Source organism: Maritimibacter dapengensis (assembly GCF_019218265.1).
Lineage (GTDB): Bacteria > Pseudomonadota > Alphaproteobacteria > Rhodobacterales > Rhodobacteraceae > Maritimibacter > Maritimibacter dapengensis.
The window spans coordinates 393,492-411,072 of record NZ_JAHUZE010000002.1; the positions used below are offsets into that span (position 1 = coordinate 393,492).

General features: G+C 62.3%; 14 protein-coding genes. 8 read left to right on the plus strand and 6 right to left on the minus strand.

Going from position 1 to position 17,581, the window contains the following annotated elements; genetic code table 11:
- Positions 1 to 8: 8 nt before the first annotated feature.
- Together KJP28_RS08235 and KJP28_RS08240 are read left to right on the plus strand one after the other, a co-directional pair.
- Positions 9 to 911, plus strand: coding sequence for an FAD:protein FMN transferase (locus KJP28_RS08235; protein WP_336245317.1), 903 nt, complete (start codon positions 9 to 11; stop codon positions 909 to 911).
- 18 nt (positions 912 to 929) lie between these two features.
- On the plus strand, positions 930 to 1,340 hold the full coding sequence (locus tag KJP28_RS08240; protein ID WP_218392083.1) for a c-type cytochrome: 411 nt from the start codon (positions 930 to 932) through the stop codon (positions 1,338 to 1,340).
- A gap of 59 nt (positions 1,341 to 1,399) precedes the next feature.
- On the opposite strand, the gene KJP28_RS08245 is transcribed toward KJP28_RS08240, so the two are convergent.
- Positions 1,400 to 1,876, minus strand: coding sequence for an MgtC/SapB family protein (locus KJP28_RS08245; protein ID WP_218392084.1), 477 nt, complete (start codon positions 1,874 to 1,876; stop codon positions 1,400 to 1,402).
- A 76-nt stretch (positions 1,877 to 1,952) separates the two neighbouring features.
- Entirely contained in the window at positions 1,953 to 2,804 is an 852-nt protein-coding gene (locus KJP28_RS08250; protein ID WP_218392085.1) for an SMP-30/gluconolactonase/LRE family protein, read from the minus strand.
- A gap of 105 nt (positions 2,805 to 2,909) precedes the next feature.
- Between KJP28_RS08250 and KJP28_RS08255 the strand changes: the two genes are divergently transcribed.
- Positions 2,910 to 3,389, plus strand: a complete 480-nt coding sequence (locus tag KJP28_RS08255; RefSeq protein WP_218392086.1) for an RrF2 family transcriptional regulator — start codon at positions 2,910 to 2,912, stop codon at positions 3,387 to 3,389.
- A 92-nt stretch (positions 3,390 to 3,481) separates the two neighbouring features.
- Here KJP28_RS08255 and KJP28_RS08260 read toward each other — a convergent pair whose 3' ends face one another.
- Positions 3,482 to 4,624, minus strand: a complete 1,143-nt coding sequence (locus KJP28_RS08260; protein WP_218392087.1) for a S1C family serine protease — start codon at positions 4,622 to 4,624, stop codon at positions 3,482 to 3,484.
- A 213-nt stretch (positions 4,625 to 4,837) separates the two neighbouring features.
- Here KJP28_RS08260 and KJP28_RS08265 point away from each other — a divergent pair, with 213 nt between their 5' ends.
- The gene (locus tag KJP28_RS08265; RefSeq protein ID WP_218392088.1) at positions 4,838 to 5,509 is read left to right on the plus strand and encodes a winged helix-turn-helix domain-containing protein; all 672 of its coding nucleotides are present in this window, start codon (positions 4,838 to 4,840) and stop codon (positions 5,507 to 5,509) included.
- Positions 5,510 to 6,853 (plus strand): HAMP domain-containing sensor histidine kinase, encoded by a 1,344-nt coding sequence (locus KJP28_RS08270; protein ID WP_218392089.1) that lies wholly within the window; start codon positions 5,510 to 5,512, stop codon positions 6,851 to 6,853.
- Positions 6,854 to 6,877: 24 nt separating this feature from the next.
- Here the strand turns inward: KJP28_RS08270 and KJP28_RS08275 are convergent, their stop codons facing one another.
- From KJP28_RS08275 to KJP28_RS08285, 3 genes are read right to left on the minus strand one after another with little or no spacing between them, the layout of a single operon-like run.
- Positions 6,878 to 10,015 carry an efflux RND transporter permease subunit gene (locus KJP28_RS08275; RefSeq protein ID WP_218392090.1) on the minus strand — a complete coding sequence of 1,046 codons (3,138 nt, stop codon included), beginning with the start codon at positions 10,013 to 10,015 and terminating at the stop codon, positions 6,878 to 6,880.
- A 3-nt stretch (positions 10,016 to 10,018) separates the two neighbouring features.
- The gene (locus KJP28_RS08280) at positions 10,019 to 11,242 is read right to left on the minus strand and encodes an efflux RND transporter periplasmic adaptor subunit (protein WP_218392091.1); all 1,224 of its coding nucleotides are present in this window, start codon (positions 11,240 to 11,242) and stop codon (positions 10,019 to 10,021) included.
- On the minus strand, positions 11,239 to 11,709 hold the full coding sequence (locus KJP28_RS08285; RefSeq protein ID WP_218392092.1) for a GbsR/MarR family transcriptional regulator: 471 nt from the start codon (positions 11,707 to 11,709) through the stop codon (positions 11,239 to 11,241). Before KJP28_RS08285 ends, KJP28_RS08280 begins: the two co-directional genes overlap by 4 nt.
- 153 nt (positions 11,710 to 11,862) lie before the next feature.
- On the opposite strand from KJP28_RS08285, the gene ilvD reads away from it, so the two are divergent.
- The 3 genes from ilvD to KJP28_RS08300 all read left to right on the plus strand — a co-directional run bounded on the left by ilvD (position 11,863) and on the right by KJP28_RS08300 (position 17,553).
- On the plus strand, positions 11,863 to 13,704 hold the full coding sequence (ilvD, locus tag KJP28_RS08290) for a dihydroxy-acid dehydratase (RefSeq protein WP_218392093.1): 1,842 nt from the start codon (positions 11,863 to 11,865) through the stop codon (positions 13,702 to 13,704).
- An 82-nt stretch (positions 13,705 to 13,786) separates the two neighbouring features.
- The gene (locus KJP28_RS08295; RefSeq protein WP_218392094.1) at positions 13,787 to 15,568 is read left to right on the plus strand and encodes an ABC transporter transmembrane domain-containing protein; all 1,782 of its coding nucleotides are present in this window, start codon (positions 13,787 to 13,789) and stop codon (positions 15,566 to 15,568) included.
- A gap of 92 nt (positions 15,569 to 15,660) precedes the next feature.
- Entirely contained in the window at positions 15,661 to 17,553 is a 1,893-nt protein-coding gene (locus tag KJP28_RS08300) for an acyl-CoA synthetase (RefSeq protein ID WP_218392095.1), read from the plus strand.
- Positions 17,554 to 17,581: the final 28 nt, after the last annotated feature.

Below are 17,581 nucleotides of genomic sequence, written 5' to 3' on the forward strand. Positions count from 1 at the left end.
AGATGAAAATGAACCGACGCAGATTCCTCAGCTTCGTTTCGGCCGCTTGCCTCAGTGCCGCCGCCGGACCGGCCGCCGCCTTCCGTTGGCAGGGTATCGCACTCGGCGCCAAGGCGCAGATCGTGCTGGACCACCCGGAGGCAGAAGCAATCACGCAGGCTGCAAGGGCCGAGATCGCGCGCCTGGAGGGCATATTCAGCCTCTACCGCGCCGACAGCGAAATCATGCAGCTGAACCGCGATGGGACGCTGGACGCTCCGTCGTTCGAACTACTCGAATGCCTCGCACTTGCCCGGCGCGTTTTCGGTCTGACCGAAGGCCGTTTCGACCCGAGCGTTCAACCGCTTTGGCAGGTCATGGCCGAGGCCGCATCGCGAGGGCAGGCGGCGCAGGCGAATGATTTGGACACCGCCCGTACATTTATCGGATTCGACCGGGTCCGGATATCAGCGGCGCGTATCTCGATGGACAGGGGGCAGGCGCTCACTCTCAATGGCATCGCGCAAGGTTTCATCGCCGACAAGGTTGCCGCTCTGCTGTCTGCTCGCGGCGTCAAAGACGTGCTCATCGACACGGGTGAGATCCTAGCGCTCGGCGACGGCCAAGGCGGGAACGGTTGGCCCGTGCGTCTTGCGGGTGAACGTGACGCACGGCAATGGCAAGGGCGGGCGCTCGCCAGTTCGGCAACGTTCGGAACACTGATTGATGAGCGGCACGGAGAGGGCCACATCCTCGACCCTCTGGGAAGGAAGCCGATCGCGACACAGGTCACCGTGAGCGCACACAGCGCCGGTTTGGCGGACGCCCTGTCCACCGCGCTCTGTCTCGTGTCCGGTGAGGAAGAAGCACGCGATGTCTTGAGTTTGGTCAATGAGGCCCGGCTCGAAAGGTTTATTCAGACACCAACGTAGTCAAAAAGGGAAACCACGATGAAAACGCTCATACTTTCAGTGATCGGTGCGGCGGTGTTCGCCGCTCCCGCACTGGCCGCAGACCCCGCCGCGGGCGAAGGCGATTTCAAACGCTGCAAGGCTTGTCACGCAATCACAGCCGAAGACGGCACCGACATCGTGAAAGGCGGCAAGACCGGCCCGAACCTGTTCGGCGTGATCGGCCGCCCCGTCGGCGCGGTCGAAGACTTCCGCTATGGGGACGGTCTCGTAGCGGCCAATGAAGCAGGTTTGGTTTGGGATGAAGAAAACCTGGCCGAATATATCACCGACCCAGGTGCATGGCTGAAGTCTGTCCTCGACGACCCCGGTGCGAAGTCGAAGATGACTTACAAGCACAAGAAAGGCGCAGAGGACATGGCCGCCTACCTCGCATCTCTGGGGTCCTGACACGACTTGACCGGGAAAGACGGCGCCCTCTTCGGGCGCCGTTTGTGTGACCGGGCATTTTACAGGAGTTTCTTCTCGATCAGGCGCACCACTGCGTTGATGACAAAGACGACCACGAAGGCCATGATCGCGAGCGCGATGTAACCCGCACCCACAGCGGTTCCGATCGCGCCGGCTGCCCATAACCCCGCGCCGGTGGTGAGGCCTTTCACACCATCACCACGATCCCGGAAGATCGCGCCGGCTGCGATGAATGCGACGCCAGCTGTGACGGCCTCGATCACGCGGATCGGGTCGGCGTTCGCCGAGCGACCAACCGCTGCCTCGAAAAGCTCGAGCGTGACCATCGCGAAGACAGCGGCCGCGGTCGAGATCAGCATATGCGTCCGCAAGCCCGCAGGGCGACCGATCATCTCTCTTTCCAATCCGATGATGCCGCCGAGGACTGCCGCTACGAATATGCGAAGCGCGATCGTTCCCGGGGGGAGTGTCGAAGCCTCCCATAACATCGCCCATGTGGTTGAAATAATTTCCATAATCTCTCTCCCCCGCAGCCGTGTAACGCTTGCTTCCGGTGCGGAGTTCCCAGCGGGACGCCATTGCGCGCTGACGTCACGAAAACTCTACGCGATATTGCGGCAGGCCCGTGACACCCACCCGCGCTTCATACGTCTGACCATCACCGGGTTTGGGATTGCGCATACCCATGGTGGCTGTCGTCACGTAGAGGACGGACAGATCGGTCCCACCGAATTCCGGGCAAGAGGCCAGCCGTCCGCCAACTTCGGCCATACGATCGAAACGACCGTCAGGCAAATATCTTGCGACCATGCCGGCGTTCCAATGCGCGCTCCAGACCGCACCCTCGCTGTCCACGACGGCACCGTCGGGGTTGTAGCCCTGTTCTGTCAGGTCGACGAAAACATCCGGTGCTCCGTCCGGCCATCCTTGTCCGTCCAGATCCTGTCGCAGGATCCTTCGCGTGGTCGTGTCCGTCCAGTACGCGGTTCTTCCATCCGGCGCGAAACATATGGAGTTGCTCACCGTGACCCCGTCATAGAGCTTCTCGAGTTGCCCGCGGTAATAACGGTATATCGATCCGGCACCCGGCTCGAACGCATGGCCCATCGTCCCGATCCAGAAACCGCCATGCGGGTCCGCACGGCCGTCATTGGATCGCGTGACCCTATTGCGAGCCTCCAGTGCCACGATGTCCTCGCGGTCGCCGGTGTCGATATCGAAACGTAAAAGTGCGGATGCACTCGCAATGAGCAAGGTGTCGTGGTCGATCCAGCCCGCCGCGGACACGGGCTCGTCGAAACGCCAGTCGAGAGCCCTATTCCCGAGACGGGACAGAAGGCGGTGATTGACGATGTCGAACCAGAACAACTGCTTGCGTGTCGGATGCCAGAACGGGCCTTCTCCCAACGTGCAGACCCTGTTGTCGAATACCGTGGCGGACATGTCACCATTCCTTTCAAGCATGCCAGAACCTGAATCTGATCTATGTCAATTTCCGGACTGAACGATACGGTTACATTGCTCACAACCCGAGCGAGATTTTTTGCGATGCGTCTGACTCTTCGAACAAACCTTGCGGCCCGCGTGCTGATGTTTTGCGGTGTGAACCGGGACGAGACCGTGCGATCCGCCCAGATTGCCGAAGCGACCAACGCCTCCGGCAACCACCTGAGTCAAGTCATACACCAGCTACAACAAATGGGATATGTCGAGACACGTCGCGGCCGGGGAGGCGGGCTTTCGCTTGCGCGTGATCCGGGCGCAATTTCCATCGGCGCGATGTTCCGCGACTTCGAGGCCAACGTGCCGTTCACGGAATGCTTCGATCCCGACAACAACAACTGCCCGCTTTCCGATACCTGCCGGTTGAACGGATATATAAAAGGTGCGCTCAGCGCCTTCTACGCCGAACTGGACAAGGTGACGTTGCAGGACCTCATCCACGACAATTGCGGCCTGATCGACCTTCTTTCCCTTTACCCTGAACCCGCCGCCGGGACCTGTCAGGCAGCACAGGTGCGCGCCTGACCTGAGCGGGCGGATTTTTTGAGCAGACATGAAAAGGGCCGCCGGTGGGGGATACCGGCGGCCCTTCGGTAGCTGCGGTTGAACCGGAAAAATCAGGCCGGCTCTTCCGCGCTCCGTTCACCGAGCGTCACGTCGAGGGTGAGCTCCTTGCCTTTGCGGATGATGTCGATCGACACCTTTTCGCCGGGCGCGTCGCCCGCGATGGCACGGGTCAGGCCGCGGGGCCCTTCGATCGGCTGACCGTCGACACGGGTAACGATGTCCCCGTTCTGGAAGCCTGCGTCCTCGGCCGGTGTGCCGTCCATCACGTTTTCGATCAACGTGCCTTCGCCGTTCTCCAGTCCGAGCGCGGCGACTACGTCATCACTCAGCGGCGCGATTTGCACCCCGAGCCAGCCGCGGGTGACGTTGCCGTCGTCCGACAGGTCGGTGACGATCTGCTCGACCATGCTGGCGGGAACCGCGAAGCCCAGGCCGATCGAGCCACCGGTGGGTGAGATGATCGCGGTGTTCATGCCGATCACCTGTCCTTCGGCGTTCAGAAGCGGGCCGCCCGAGTTGCCACGGTTGATGGCCGCGTCGGTCTGGATGAAATCGTCGAACGGTCCGGCCCGCAGGTCGCGGCCCAAAGCCGAGACGATCCCGGTCGTGACCGTGTTGCCGAGGCCGAAGGGGTTGCCCACGGCGATCACGTTTTCGCCGACCTTCAGGTCGTCCGAGCTGCCAAAGGACAGCGCGGGCAGGTCGGTCGCGTCCACCTTGATGAGCGCGATGTCGGTGGCTGGGTCCGTGCCCAGAACTTCGGCTTCGAGCGTGCGACCGTCCGTCAACGTCACCTCCACGGTGTCGGCATCCGACACGACGTGCGCGTTCGTCACGATCCGGCCGTCATCGGAAATGATGAAACCGGTGCCCGCACCGCGTGCCTCACGCTCACGCTCAGGCGCATCGGGCCTTGCGTTGTCCGGGAAGCGGAACCCGAAGCGACGTTCGAATTCTTCCGCGAAGCCTTCGGGCATGTTCGACCGTGCTTCGTCGTTCGTCAGTGCCTTGGACACTTCGATCGTGACAACGGCGGGCGAGACTTCTTCGACGAGTTCCACGTAGCCGCCTGCGACGGGTGCGGCGGCGATGGCCGGGGCGACATAACTTGTCAGGCCGGTCACACCAGTGCCTGCCACAAGGGCGCTTACGGCCAGAGCAGGGGCGATTTTTGAGATTCGAGTGATTTGCATGATCTGTCGGTCCTCATGGTCCGTTTTAGGTTTGGCGCTTCAGCGCCGGATGAGACCAATCTGGGCACCCGATCTTGCAGAATGCCGTCATCTGGATTGCAAGTTTGTAATTCTCATCACGCGCCCGTGAGCCGGTCTTACAGAACATTTTGGAAACCTGCATATGACCATTCGCGTTTACAATTTAGTGACTGAAAACCTAGTGGAGGTCCCATGCGAATTCTGGTGATCGAAGATGACCAGACGACTGCCGATTTTATCTCTCGCGGTTTTGCCGAAGAGGGGCATGTCGTCGACGTGCTCGACAATGGGCAGGCGGCGATGGGGCAGGCTCTTTCTGGTGGATATGACGCGCTCGTCGTGGATCGGATGCTGCCGGGGCTGGACGGGCTATCGCTCGTGAAGGCGCTGCGGGCTGCCAAGGTCAGCACGCCGGCGATCTTCCTGACATCGGTCGGCGGCGTCGAGGACCGCATCGAAGGGCTCGAAAGCGGCGGCGATGACTATCTCGTAAAACCCTTTTCTTTCGGTGAGTTATCGGCGCGAGTTGCAGCGCTCACGCGGCGCCCGCCGCTAACCGCCGAGAAAACGACATTGTCCGCAGGCGACCTGCAAATGGATCTCGCCAAGCGTGAAGTGCGCCGGAATGGCGAGGTCATCGACCTCTTGCCGCGTGAATTCGGGTTATTGGAATACTTGCTTCGGACCAAGGGTCGGGTGCAGACAAAGACCATGTTGTTGGAAAATGTCTGGAACATTCATTTCGACCCCGGAACAAATGTGGTCGAGACCCATATCTCGCGGCTTCGCGCAAAGGTGGACAAGCCGTTTGAGCGCGACCTGATCCATACCGTGCGTGGTGCCGGCTACCGGATCGAGGGCTGAATGGCGTTCGCGCGTCGGGTGATGCGGTCGACCCCGCTCCGCCAGACGGTCCTGATCGTGATTGTCGTTGCGGTCGTGAACCTTGCCTCGCTCGGCGCGGCCTGGGTGACATTGCGCGGCAATGCCGAGGACACGCTGAAAAACGATCTGTCGCGGGACATGGCAAGTCTCGACGTCTCCGCAAGCCCGGGAGCGTTGCGCACATTGGTGCAGGCACGGGCAAGGGTGACCGACCCAACGGACACCGTTTTCGTGTTTCTGGGCAATGACGGGGGGATAACCGGCAACGCGCGCGCGGTGATCGACGGGGGTGACGTTGGTTTCACCTCGACTGCGCCGGATCGGGCTTTGTCCGACCACGGCTACGTGCATCAGGTGAGGCGTTTGTCCGGCGGCGTGCTCATCGTCGCCAAGGGGCTTGGCCCGGTTGCGGCCCTCGACCGCACTTTTCTGATCCTTCTGATGTTTTCGACCATTCCCACGGTCTTGATCTCGTTCGTGATCGGGGCCTTCATCGCGCGGACATCCTCTCGCCGTGTCGGGCGGATCGGCAAGACTCTCGACCGCATCGCGGGAGGTGACCTCGCGGCGCGGGTCGGACCGAAACGGGGAAGCGACGACCTCGCCCATATCGGCGCACGGGTGGATCGGATGGCGGCGAAACAGCAGGCCGCGACCGAGGCGTTGCGTCAGGTGACGACGGACATCGCTCACGACCTGCGCACCCCGCTTCAGCGCATTGGCGTGACGCTCGAAGAACTGGAGCGAAAACTGCCCGAGGGCGAAACGCATGATCTGGCTGTTCAGGCCGGTGAAGAAGCCGACCGCGCCGTGGCGGTGTTCGGTGCGCTCCTGCAGATCGCACAAATCGAAGGCGGGCAGGGCAGACGCGAAATGGGGCCTGTCGATCTTGCCGCCGTCGCGCGTCAGATTGCTGAGCTTTACGAACCTGCTGCCGAGGATCGCGGTGATCGGCTGGCACTCGACCTGCCCGAAGGCGTGGTGAATGTGACGGGTGATAGCGATCTGATCGGACAGGCCATGGCAAATCTTGTCGAGAATGCCATGCGCCATGGGCCCGAAGGCGGGGAAATCACCATCCGCGTTGCGCGGGACGGCACAGGCGCCAAGCTTTCAGTGGCCGACACCGGACCGGGCATTCCTGAAGAAGAACGCGACAAGGTCCTCAGGCGGCTCTATCGGCTCGAGCGCTCACGCACCACGCCGGGGAACGGCCTCGGACTCGCCCTGGTCGCCGCGATCGCGGATCGACACGGCGCGGACCTTGAACTGGGCGACAACGCCCCCGGCCTGATCGTGACGATGCGTTTTCCCGGCGCGTAGAGCCGTTATACTCAGTCGGCTGGCTTACTCCGCCGGAGCATGTTCGTCATGCACGTCGTCAGGCGCCTTGGGCGTGAACCGCGACACGAAGCGGCCGAAACCTTCCGTGTATGTCAGCATCACCGGCACCACGACCAGCGTCAGCAGCGAAGACGAGATCAGCCCGCCGATCACCGCATGGGCCATCGACGCATTCTGCCCGGTCCCTCCGTGGATATTCAGCGCGAGTGGCAACATCCCGAAGATCATGGCGAGCGTCGTCATGACGATGGGTCGGAAGCGGGTCCGGCCCGCATTCACCAGGGCGTCGTAAAGGTTCAGGCCGTCGTCGCGCACATGCTGGTTCGCATTGTCCACGAGCAGGATCGCGTTCTTGGTCACGAGCCCCATGAGCATGATGAACCCGATAATCGACATCACGTTCAGGGTCGAATTGAACGCGAGCAACCCTCCCATGACGCCGATAAGCGCGAGCGGGAGCGATGACATGATTGCAAATGGCTGCATGAACGAGCCGAATTGCGATGCGAGCACGAGGTAGATGAATATGATCGCGAGTGCGAGCGCCCCCGCCGCCGCAAGCCCCAGGTCCTGCATGTCCTCGACTTCGCCGCCGGTCCCCTGGCTGTAGCCGAGGGGATAGTCGAGACTGGCCGCGGCTTCCGTCACCGCAGCACTCACGTCGCCGGGGCGCGTCCCCGATGCAAGGTTCGCGGTGACGCGCACGGAGCGTTCACGGTTTTCACGGTTGATCTCGCCCGGACCCTCGGATTGCGTGATCGTGGCAACCTGATCGAGCCGGATGAGGTCCGATGACCCGGTCGCACCCGATTGCGCGATCGGCAGGCCGGCGAGATAGCCGGTATCGGTGCGTGCCCAGTCGGGCAGCTTTACCACGACGTCGAGGCTTTCCCCTTGCGGCGAGGTCCATTCCGACACGGTCTGCCCTTCGAGCATCGAAGACAAAGTGTCTCCGATGGAAGAAGCCGACACCCCAAGATCGAAGGCTGCGTCACGGTCGACTTCGATTCCCAGCGTGGGTTGCGGATCGTCGAGCGTGGTCTCCACATCGACGAGTCCCTCGATCTTGAGCATTTCGGCCTTCAGGTCGCCGGCGAGCTGTTCCAGAACGCGAAGATCCGGCCCGAAAATCTTGATCTCGATCGGCGGGGCGACCGGTCCCATGCCTCCAGCAGCACCAACCGCGAAATCCGCGCCTGGAATTTGCTTCAATGCCTCGCGCACAGGGCTCGTAAGGTCCTGCGGCGTACGTTCGCGCTCGTGGGTCGGAACAAGGATGCCGACGATGGTGGCATTGTTGTCGCCGGACGTGGTCCCGGAGTTGATGGTCGCATAGGTCCCTGCGATCTCGGGGAACTCGTCGCGCAAGAGCGCATCGACTTGCGCGATTTTCTCGGCCGTACGGTCGAGCGAGGTGCCCACAGGGGTGGACAGATCGACCTGGATTTCGCCCGTATCCGCCGCCGGAATGAACTCGCCCCCGATCATCGGGAACAGTGCGAATGAGCCGAAGAACGCGGCCACCGCTACGGACACAGTGGTCTTACGGAATTTGAGCGCCTTGCGCAGGAGCTTGCCGTATTGCTCGCCCAACCATTCGAAGAAATGGTCGAAGCGCCCCACGAGACGCCCGATGAACCCGCGCTTCACCCGTTCGTCCGCCGCCGGGTCGTACCAGACCGAGGACATCATCGGATCGAGCGTGAAGGACACAAAGAGCGAGATGAGCACCGCCACCGACACAGTGATCCCGAATTGAAGGAAGAAACGTCCGATGATGCCCTCCATGAAGGCCACGGGCAGAAACACCGACACGATGGACAACGTCGTCGCGAGCACGGCCAGTCCGATCTCGTTCGTTCCGTCCAGCGCCGCCTGCTTGTGGGACTTGCCCATGTGCAGGTGTCGCATGATGTTTTCCCTGACCACGATCGCGTCGTCGATCAGAATACCGACGGACAGCGACAGAGCCATGAGCGTCATCATGTTGAGCGTGAAGCCGAGCGCATAGATCGCGGTCATCGTGGCGATGATCGAGATCGGCAGCGTCAGGCCGGTAATGACGGTCGAGCGCCATGAGTTCAGGAACAGGAACACGATGATCGTGGCAAGGATGGCGCCTTCGACGATCATGTTCTGCACGGAATGGAAACTTTCGACGACGGACTTGGAATTGTCCCGCAGGATGCGAATGTCGATACCCTCGAAATCAGGGTCATCCTGCATCTCGGCCACGGCTTCGGTTACGCGTTCCGCAACGTCCACCGTGTTCGCGCCCTGGGTTTTCAAAACGTCGATGGCGAGCGCCTCTCGTCCGTCCACCATGGCAAGGCTGTCGCGCTCGGCGAGGCCCAGTGAAACGTTGGCGATGTCACCCAGCGTGATCGGTTGACCGGCGCGACGCGCGACGATGATATCCTCGAAGCCGCGCATGTTCTCGATCCGGCCTTCGACCTGCACCGATTGCGACTGTCCGCTGCCAGTCACCGCGCCAGCCGGAACGTCCTGGTTTTCCTGCGCGATCGCGGCCGCGACTTCTGCGATTCCGACATTGAGCGCCTGTTGGCGGTCGGGGTCGATATCGACCTGCACCTGGCGAGGAAGACCGCCGACGACGCTGGCCTGGCCGACGCCTCTGAGGTTCGAGATATTCTTGGCGATGAAATCCTCGGTCACTTGCGTCAATGTGCCGATATCCAGTTCCTCGGACGATATGCCGACCGAGATGATCGGGAAATCAGATGGGTCGAAACGCAGGATGCGCGGGTCTTCGGCATTGTCCGGCAGGAGCGGCGCGACGTTCGACACGCGGTCGCGGACGTCCTGCACAGCCGTCGCGCTGTCCACTTCGAGGTCGAATTCGATGATGACGAGCGCGGAGCCCGTCAGCGCGGTTGCGGTGATGTTGTCGATGCCAGCGAGCGTGGAGACACCGTCCTCGATCGGTTCGATGATGTCGCTCTCGACAGCTTCCGGGGTCGCCCCCGGGTAGCTCGCCACGACCGCGACGACCGGGAAGTCCACGTCGGGAAACTGCTCGACCGGCAGGCGGGAATACGAGAACACGCCCACGACCATGAGCGCGATCATGACCATCGTCGCGAAGACGGGCTGGCCGACGCTGATACGGGTGAGGAACATGGATTACTCTCCGATCAGGGCGATTTTCTGGCCCGCCCGCAACTCGGGCAGGGCGGCGGCGACGATCGTGTCGCCCTCGCTGAGGCCGGTCGCGACTTCGACCCGTGCGCCGTTCTCCCAATCGCGCGTCGTTTCGACGGATTGTCGAACCAACGTCTCGCCGTCGATCTTGAGCACGTAATTGCCCTCGGCATCTTCACGAACGGCTTCAACAGGAACGGACAACGCGCCCTCCTTCTCGTCCAGCTTGATGAAGCCGGACGCGAACATGCCACCACGCAGAAGTCCGTCGCTGTTTTCCAGCGCGATATAGACGGGAAGGGCGCGCGATCCGGCGATAGCGACCGGGTTGATCCGCTCGACCATGCCCGCGAAGGCGCGGTCTCCGAACCCCTCGACGGTAAGTTCGACACGTTGGCCGGTCTGGATCATCGGGCTCTTCGACACAGGCGCGGTGGCCTCGACTTCGAAGGCCGACAGATCGACGATGGTGAACAGGGGAGACCCGGTTGCAACGAATTCGCCGGCATCGGCCTGCCGTTCCGAGATGACACCGTCGAACGGCGCGCTCACGCTGGCCTTGTCGAGCGCGGCCTGTGCGTTCTCGACGGCGGTTTCCTGTGCAGCAAGCTGCGCCTGCAATTGCTGCAGCCCGGTGCGCGCGTTCTCCAGCGCGGTCGGCGCGGCAAGCTCGCGGTCGACCAGCGTTTCGGTCCGGGTGAAATCACTTTGCGCCTGCTGAACCTGAACGCGCGTCGCCTGTGCGTTGGACATGGCCTGCGCCAGTTGGTTTTCGAGGTTGTCGATGTCGAACCGGGCCAGGACGTCACCTTCGTTCACCGAGTCGCCTTCGCGAACCGAAACTTCGAGCAGGCGGGCGGAGACTTCGGCAGAGAGGTGCACCTGTCGGGCCGGGGTCAGCGAACCGGTCATCCGCAACGTGTCTTCGAGCAGCATGGGTGCGATGGTCTCGACCTCGTACGGTGCAAGTTGCACGATGCTTTCGCGAGGCGCTTCCACCACTGGGGCGGGGGCCGCAGCCATTTGTGACGGCTGATAGACTTCCGTGTAATAGTAGCCGCCCCCAGCGACGAGCACCGCCATGAACAACACGAACCACGGCCATTTCCGCCGCTTCTTCGGTTCTTCGCCACGTGCGATCATTTCCGCGCGCGCTTTTTCGCGCTTGTTCATCGCCCAGTCAGGCTTCGGATTTTCCATGTTCATGACTGCTCCTCGTAGGCAGCGGATTTCGTGTAATGCCGGTCCCATTGGGCGAGAAACTCGGCGGAATTGCGGAAAAACTCGGCAAGATTGCAGACACGCTCCTGCGCGCCATGACGCTCGGCCGGGAATGCGCGGGCGGCTGCGTCCAGCGCGTCGGCACGCTCACCAAAGCGTTGTGACATGGACTGAAGGGTGCGCCGTGCCGGGTCGTCTGCGGCCCGGTAACTGTCCTGCCGGGTCCCGAGCGCGCCCACGCGTTCCAAGGCGCCCTTTTCGGCGAGCAGACGGCAATTCGTCGATGCGGACGCTTTCGAAATGCCGAGAGCGTCGGAGATCTCGTTCAATGTACGGGGGTCACCTTCGGCCACGAGGTATCCAAGAATCTGCCCTGCAATGCGCGGTAGACCGTCTTCTTGGGTGAAAAACCCCATAAGTTCGATGAAATGTTCAACCGGATCCTGTGCCATGCGCGCGATATAGGCGGGTGATTGTGACCGTTCAATGGCAATTGAACGATTTTAACGACATTCTTCCGCGCCGCGTCAATTCGGCTTGCAGGCATTGCCCCCAACCCCCACCTGATTTATTGAGACGCCACCTCGCGCACAGGAGTTGACCCCATGCCCTATTATCGTTCCCGTCGATCCACTCATGGCCGTAACATGGCCGGCGCACGTGGCCTGTGGCGCGCCACGGGCATGAAGGACGAAGATTTCGGCAAGCCGATTATCGCGGTCGTCAACAGTTTCACGCAATTCGTGCCCGGTCACGTCCACTTGAAGGACTTGGGCCAGCTCGTCGCAGGCGAGATCGAAAAGGCCGGCGGCGTGGCCAAGGAGTTCAACACGATCGCGGTCGACGACGGGATCGCGATGGGCCACGACGGGATGCTCTATTCACTCCCCTCGCGCGAAATCATCGCAGACAGCGTGGAATACATGGTCAACGCCCATTGCGCCGATGCGATGGTCTGTATCTCCAACTGCGACAAGATCACGCCGGGCATGATGATGGCCGCTATGCGGCTCAACATCCCGGTGATCTTCGTCTCTGGCGGGCCCATGGAGGCAGGCAAGGTGACGGTGGACGACCTCGAACGCGCCGTAGACCTCGTGGACGCGATGGTCGTGGCCGCCGACGACAATTACACCGACGAACAGGTCGCCGAATTCGAACAGAACGCGTGCCCCACGTGCGGGTCGTGTTCCGGCATGTTCACCGCCAACTCGATGAACTGCCTCGCCGAGGCGCTGGGCCTCGCGCTTCCGGGCAACGGCTCGACCCTCGCCACACATGCCGATCGCGAGCGGCTGTTCCGCGAAGCCGGGCGCCGGATCGTCGAGATCACCAAGCTGCACTACGAAGTCGAGGACAAAGGCTATCTGCCGCGCGAAATCGCAACGTTCAAAGCCTTCGAGAACGCCATGTCGATGGATATTGCCATGGGCGGCTCGACCAACACCGTGCTCCACCTGCTGGCCATCGCCTATGAAGGCAAGGTGGACTTCACCATGGACGATATCGACCGGCTGTCGCGCAAAGTGCCGGTCCTGTGCAAGGTCGCACCGGCGAAATCCGATGTTCACATGGAGGACGTTCACCGCGCGGGCGGTATCTTCGGCATTCTGGGCGAGATGCTCCGTGGCGGGCTTCTGCACGGCGACGTGCGCACCGTGCATTCCGACACAATGGCCGAAGCCATCGCCAAATGGGACGTGGTCGTCTCGAACGACGAGGCGATCGACACGTTCTATCGTGCCGCTCCGGGCGGGGTGCGTACGACGCAGGCGTTTTCGACCGAGAACCGCTACAAGGAACTGGACCGCGACCGCGAGAACGGCGTGATCCGGACCGTAGAGCACGCGTTCTCGCAGGATGGCGGTCTCGCTGTCCTGTTCGGCAACATCGCCGAGAACGGCTGCATCGTGAAAACAGCAGGCGTCGACGACTCGATCCTGAAGTTCACCGGGAAGGCCCGGGTCTACGAAAGCCAGGACGACGCGGTGAACGGCATCCTGACCGGAGAAGTGGGTGAGGGCGAAGTCGTCGTGATCCGCTTCGAAGGGCCCCAGGGCGGGCCGGGTATGCAGGAGATGCTCTATCCGACGAGCTACCTGAAGTCCAAAGGTCTGGGCGCGGCCTGCGCGCTTCTGACGGACGGGCGTTTCTCCGGCGGCACGTCGGGGCTGTCGATCGGTCACGTCTCGCCAGAAGCGCATGAGGGCGGGCTGATCGGGCTGGTCGAGACCGGCGACACCATCGAGATCGACATCCCGAACCGGACCATCAATCTCGCCGTGGCCGACAATGAACTGGCTGCGCGCCGCGAGGACAAGGGCCCGCTGCCCTGGAAACCGAAGGCACCGCGCAAACGCGCCGTGTCGACCGCGCTGAAGGCCTATGCATTGCTCGCATCTTCGGCCAACAAAGGTGGCGTTCGTATCCTGCCCGGCGAGGAGTGACAGGACGAAGCAAGCGGGGGCCAGCCCCCGCACCCCCGGCATATTTCGGGCACGATGAAGACGCATCTGACGGGACAGGGTGATGGCTGACAACAACGAAGATCGCGAAAAATCCCGCAAGATCGGTGCACTGAGCGGGTTGTGGCCGTTCATGGCGCCCTACAAGGTGATGCTCTTCGCGGCGGTCGGCGCGCTGGTTGCGACGGCAGGGATTTCGCTGGTCATGCCGCTGGCGGTGCGCCGGGTGATCGACGGCTTTTCCACCTCGGCGGATAGGTTGCTCGACCAGTATTTCATGGCGGCGCTGGGCGTCGCGGTCGCGCTCGCGGTCGGGACAGGGTTGCGCTATTACCTCGTGACCCGTTTGGGCGAGCGGGTGGTGGCCGATATTCGCGGGGCCGTCTTCGCGCGTGTTATCGGCATGAGTCCGGCCTTCTTCGAAAAGATCATGACCGGCGAGGTCCTGTCGCGGATCACAACGGACACGACGCTGATCCTCTCGGTGATAGGTTCGTCCGTCTCGGTCGCCCTGCGCAACATGCTGATTTTCGCAGGTGGGTCGGTGATGCTGCTCTTCACGTCGGCCAAGCTGACCGGGCTCGTGCTGCTGATCGTGCCGCTGGTCATGGTGCCGATCATCGTGCTGGGGCGGCGGATGCGCGTCCTCAGCCGCGAGAACCAGGACTGGATCGCCCGGTCGTCGGGCAAGGCCTCCGAAGACCTGTTGTCTGTGCAGACCGTGCAGGCCTTCACACACGAAGAGCCATCGCGCGCACGGTTCCGCGACGTGACCGAGGAGAGCTTCAAGTCCGCCCAGAAACGCATCACCACGCGGGCGCTGATGACGGTGATCGTCATCACCCTGATCTTCTCCGGCGTCGTCGGCGTGCTCTGGATCGGGGCCCGCGACGTTCGGGCCGACGAGATGTCGATCGGCGCGCTGGTACAATTCGTGATCTACGCGATCATGGTCGCGGGGGCGGTCGGCGCGCTGTCGGAAATCTGGTCCGAGCTGCAACGCGCAGCGGGCGCGACCGAGCGGCTCGTCGAACTGCTCAACGCCGAGGACGAGGTGAACGACCCTTCCGCGCCCAAACCCATGCCCACCCCCGTGCGCGGTGCCATCGACTTCGAAAACGTGACATTCCGCTATCCCGCACGCCCCGAACAAGTGGCGCTGCAGGATGTGGACCTGCATGTGAAGCCCGGCGAAACCGTGGCGCTGGTTGGCCCCTCCGGGGCAGGCAAGTCGACCATCATCCAACTCCTGCAACGGTTCTATGACCCGGCGGATGGCGCGGTGAAGGTGGACGGCACCGACCTGCGTGACGTCGCGCGGGCCGACTTCCGCCAGCATATCGCGCTCGTGCCCCAGGACGCGGTGATCTTTGCCGAAACCGCGCGCGAGAACATCCGTTTCGGGCGGCTCGACGCCACGGATGCCGAGGTCGAAGCAGCCGCGAAAGCCGCCGCCGCACACGACTTCCTGATGAAGCTGCCCGAGGGCTACGACAGCTATGTCGGTGAGCGCGGCGTGATGTTGTCGGGGGGACAGAAACAGCGCATCGCCATCGCCCGTGCCATCCTGCGCGACGCGCCGATCCTTCTTTTGGACGAGGCAACCTCGGCGCTCGATGCCGAGAGCGAGCGGCTGGTGCAATCCGCCGTGGAAGAGATGTCCAAGGGGCGCACCACGCTCATCATCGCGCACCGCCTTGCAACGGTGAAAAAGGCCGACCGCATCATCGTGTTCGAGGACGGGCGCATCGTCGGGCAGGGCACCCATGACGAGTTGGTGGGGCAGGGCGGCCTTTATGCCCGGCTCGCGCGACTTCAGTTCACCGAAGGTCTCGCAGCCGAATAGGCAAGCCCCGCAGCGACGTAAAGCTTGCGAGGGGGCGAAAAAACACCCATTTCTTACGTCAAGGGTCAGGGAAGCGACCCAAGGGAGGAAATATGGGACGATACGAATTCAGCTCGCTCGCTGCACGCAACGAGATCGAGGCCGAGAAGCCGTGGGAACAGCGTAACCTGCCCACGACGATCTACGACATTCTTTCTGGGACAGCAGGCAAGTTCGGCGACCGAAAGGCCGTCTCGTTCCAGATCGAAAGCGGCCCCAAGGACAAAGCCGAGACCCTGTCGTGGACAACGCTTCATGACAAGACGGTGCAGGCCGCGAACCTGTTTCGCTCGCTCGGTGTCGGGCAGAACGACGTTGTCGCCTATGTGCTTCCGAATGCGAACGAGACGCTGATCACGCTCATGGGTGGCATGATTTCAGGCATCGTCGCGCCGATCAATCCGCTTTTGGAGCCGGAGCAGATCGCTTCGATCCTGCGTCAGACCGGAGCCAAGGTCGTCGTCACGTTGCGCGGGTTTCCGAAGACGGACGTGGCCGAGAAGGTGCACGAAGCGCTGGAGGATGCGCCGGACGTCAAGCACGTGCTGGAAATCGACCTCAACCGTTACCTGACCCCGCCGAAGAAATGGATCGTGCCCCTGATCCGGCCGAAGGTCAGCCCGAAGCATTCGGCCAAAGTGCAGAATTTCAACGAGGCGATTGCGTCGCAGCCGAAGACACTCACCTTCGACGACGAGAAGGTTGACCGCGTGGCGGCCTATTTTCACACCGGCGGCACGACGGGCATGCCGAAAGTGGCGCAGCACAAATATTCCGGGATCATCTACAACGGGTGGCTCGGGGCCAACCTGCTCTTTGACGAGACCGACGTTCTGATCTGCCCGCTGCCGCTTTTCCATGTCTTTGCGGTGCATGTCGTTTTCATGGCCGTGCTCACTGCGGGCTCCCACGTCGTCTTCCCGACGCCTGCGGGCTACCGGGGCGAGGGCGTCTTCGACAATTTCTGGAAGCTGATCGAACGCTACGGCGTGACCTTCGTCATCACGGTCCCGACCGCGATCTCGGCACTCATGCAACGCCCGGTGGATGCGGATGTCTCGACGCTCAAAGTGGCGTTCTCCGGGTCGTCGCCGCTTCCTGTCGAGCTGTTCAACCGGTTCGAGAAGGCCACGGACGTCAAGATCGTGGAAGGCTACGGGCTGACCGAGGCGACCTGCCTCGTGTCCTGCAACCCCACCGATGGCGTGAAGAAAATCGGCTCGGTCGGCATCCCGTTCCCCTACACGGACGTGAAGATTCTGCAATGCGACGCGGACGGCACGATCACCAAGGAATGCGGTGTCGAAGAGGTCGGCGAAATCTGCGTGTCGAACCCCGGCGTCTATGTCGGCAAGACCTACACCGATGACACCAAAAATGTCGGCCTCGTCGCAGGAAACAAGTATCTGCGCACCGGCGACCTTGGGCGGCTCGATGAAGACGGCTATCTCTGGATCACCGGACGCGCGAAGGACATCATCATCCGGGGCGGCCACAACATCGACCCGGCCGAGATCGAGGAGGCGCTGGCGGGCCATGACGCGGTCGCCGTCGTGGGCGCGATCGGCCAACCCGACCCGGTCGCGGGCGAATTGCCCTGCGCCTTCGTCGAATTGGTGGACGGGGCGAGCGTCACCGAGAAAGAGCTTATGGATTATGCCCGCGAGCATATTTCCGAACGCGCGGCGGTGCCGAAGTACATCGAGATCATGGACGAGATCCCCAAGACGGGAGTCGGCAAAGTATTCAAACCTGACTTGCGCAAATCCGCCATCATGCGGGTCTATAACGAAGCGTTGGAAGACGAGGGGCTTTCGGCACGCGTCGTGAGCGTCGTGGAGGACAAGAAGCGCGGGCTTGTGGCCCAGATCGAGGATCGTGGGGCGGATCGGGGCAAGGCGGAACACGTCCTGGGCAATTTCACACGACCCTTCGACTGGGTCTGAGGTCCGATCCCGAAAAGCGCCGACCGGC

Excerpts from the sequence above, each read along its gene's own strand:
- KJP28_RS08235 (WP_336245317.1), top strand. The coding sequence starts at position 9 with ATGAACCGACGCAGATTCCTCAGCTTCGTTTCGGCCGCTTGCCTCAGT.
- KJP28_RS08240 (WP_218392083.1), top strand. The coding sequence starts at position 930 with ATGAAAACGCTCATACTTTCAGTGATCGGTGCGGCGGTGTTCGCCGCT.
- KJP28_RS08245 (WP_218392084.1), bottom strand. The coding sequence starts at position 1,876 with ATGGAAATTATTTCAACCACATGGGCGATGTTATGGGAGGCTTCGACA.
- KJP28_RS08250 (WP_218392085.1), bottom strand. The coding sequence starts at position 2,804 with ATGTCCGCCACGGTATTCGACAACAGGGTCTGCACGTTGGGAGAAGGC.
- KJP28_RS08255 (WP_218392086.1), top strand. The coding sequence starts at position 2,910 with ATGCGTCTGACTCTTCGAACAAACCTTGCGGCCCGCGTGCTGATGTTT.
- KJP28_RS08260 (WP_218392087.1), bottom strand. The coding sequence starts at position 4,624 with ATGCAAATCACTCGAATCTCAAAAATCGCCCCTGCTCTGGCCGTAAGC.
- KJP28_RS08265 (WP_218392088.1), top strand. The coding sequence starts at position 4,838 with ATGCGAATTCTGGTGATCGAAGATGACCAGACGACTGCCGATTTTATC.
- KJP28_RS08270 (WP_218392089.1), top strand. The coding sequence starts at position 5,510 with ATGGCGTTCGCGCGTCGGGTGATGCGGTCGACCCCGCTCCGCCAGACG.
- KJP28_RS08275 (WP_218392090.1), bottom strand. The coding sequence starts at position 10,015 with ATGTTCCTCACCCGTATCAGCGTCGGCCAGCCCGTCTTCGCGACGATG.
- KJP28_RS08280 (WP_218392091.1), bottom strand. The coding sequence starts at position 11,242 with ATGAACATGGAAAATCCGAAGCCTGACTGGGCGATGAACAAGCGCGAA.
- KJP28_RS08285 (WP_218392092.1), bottom strand. The coding sequence starts at position 11,709 with ATGGCACAGGATCCGGTTGAACATTTCATCGAACTTATGGGGTTTTTC.
- ilvD (WP_218392093.1), top strand. The coding sequence starts at position 11,863 with ATGCCCTATTATCGTTCCCGTCGATCCACTCATGGCCGTAACATGGCC.
- KJP28_RS08295 (WP_218392094.1), top strand. The coding sequence starts at position 13,787 with ATGGCTGACAACAACGAAGATCGCGAAAAATCCCGCAAGATCGGTGCA.
- KJP28_RS08300 (WP_218392095.1), top strand. The coding sequence starts at position 15,661 with ATGGGACGATACGAATTCAGCTCGCTCGCTGCACGCAACGAGATCGAG.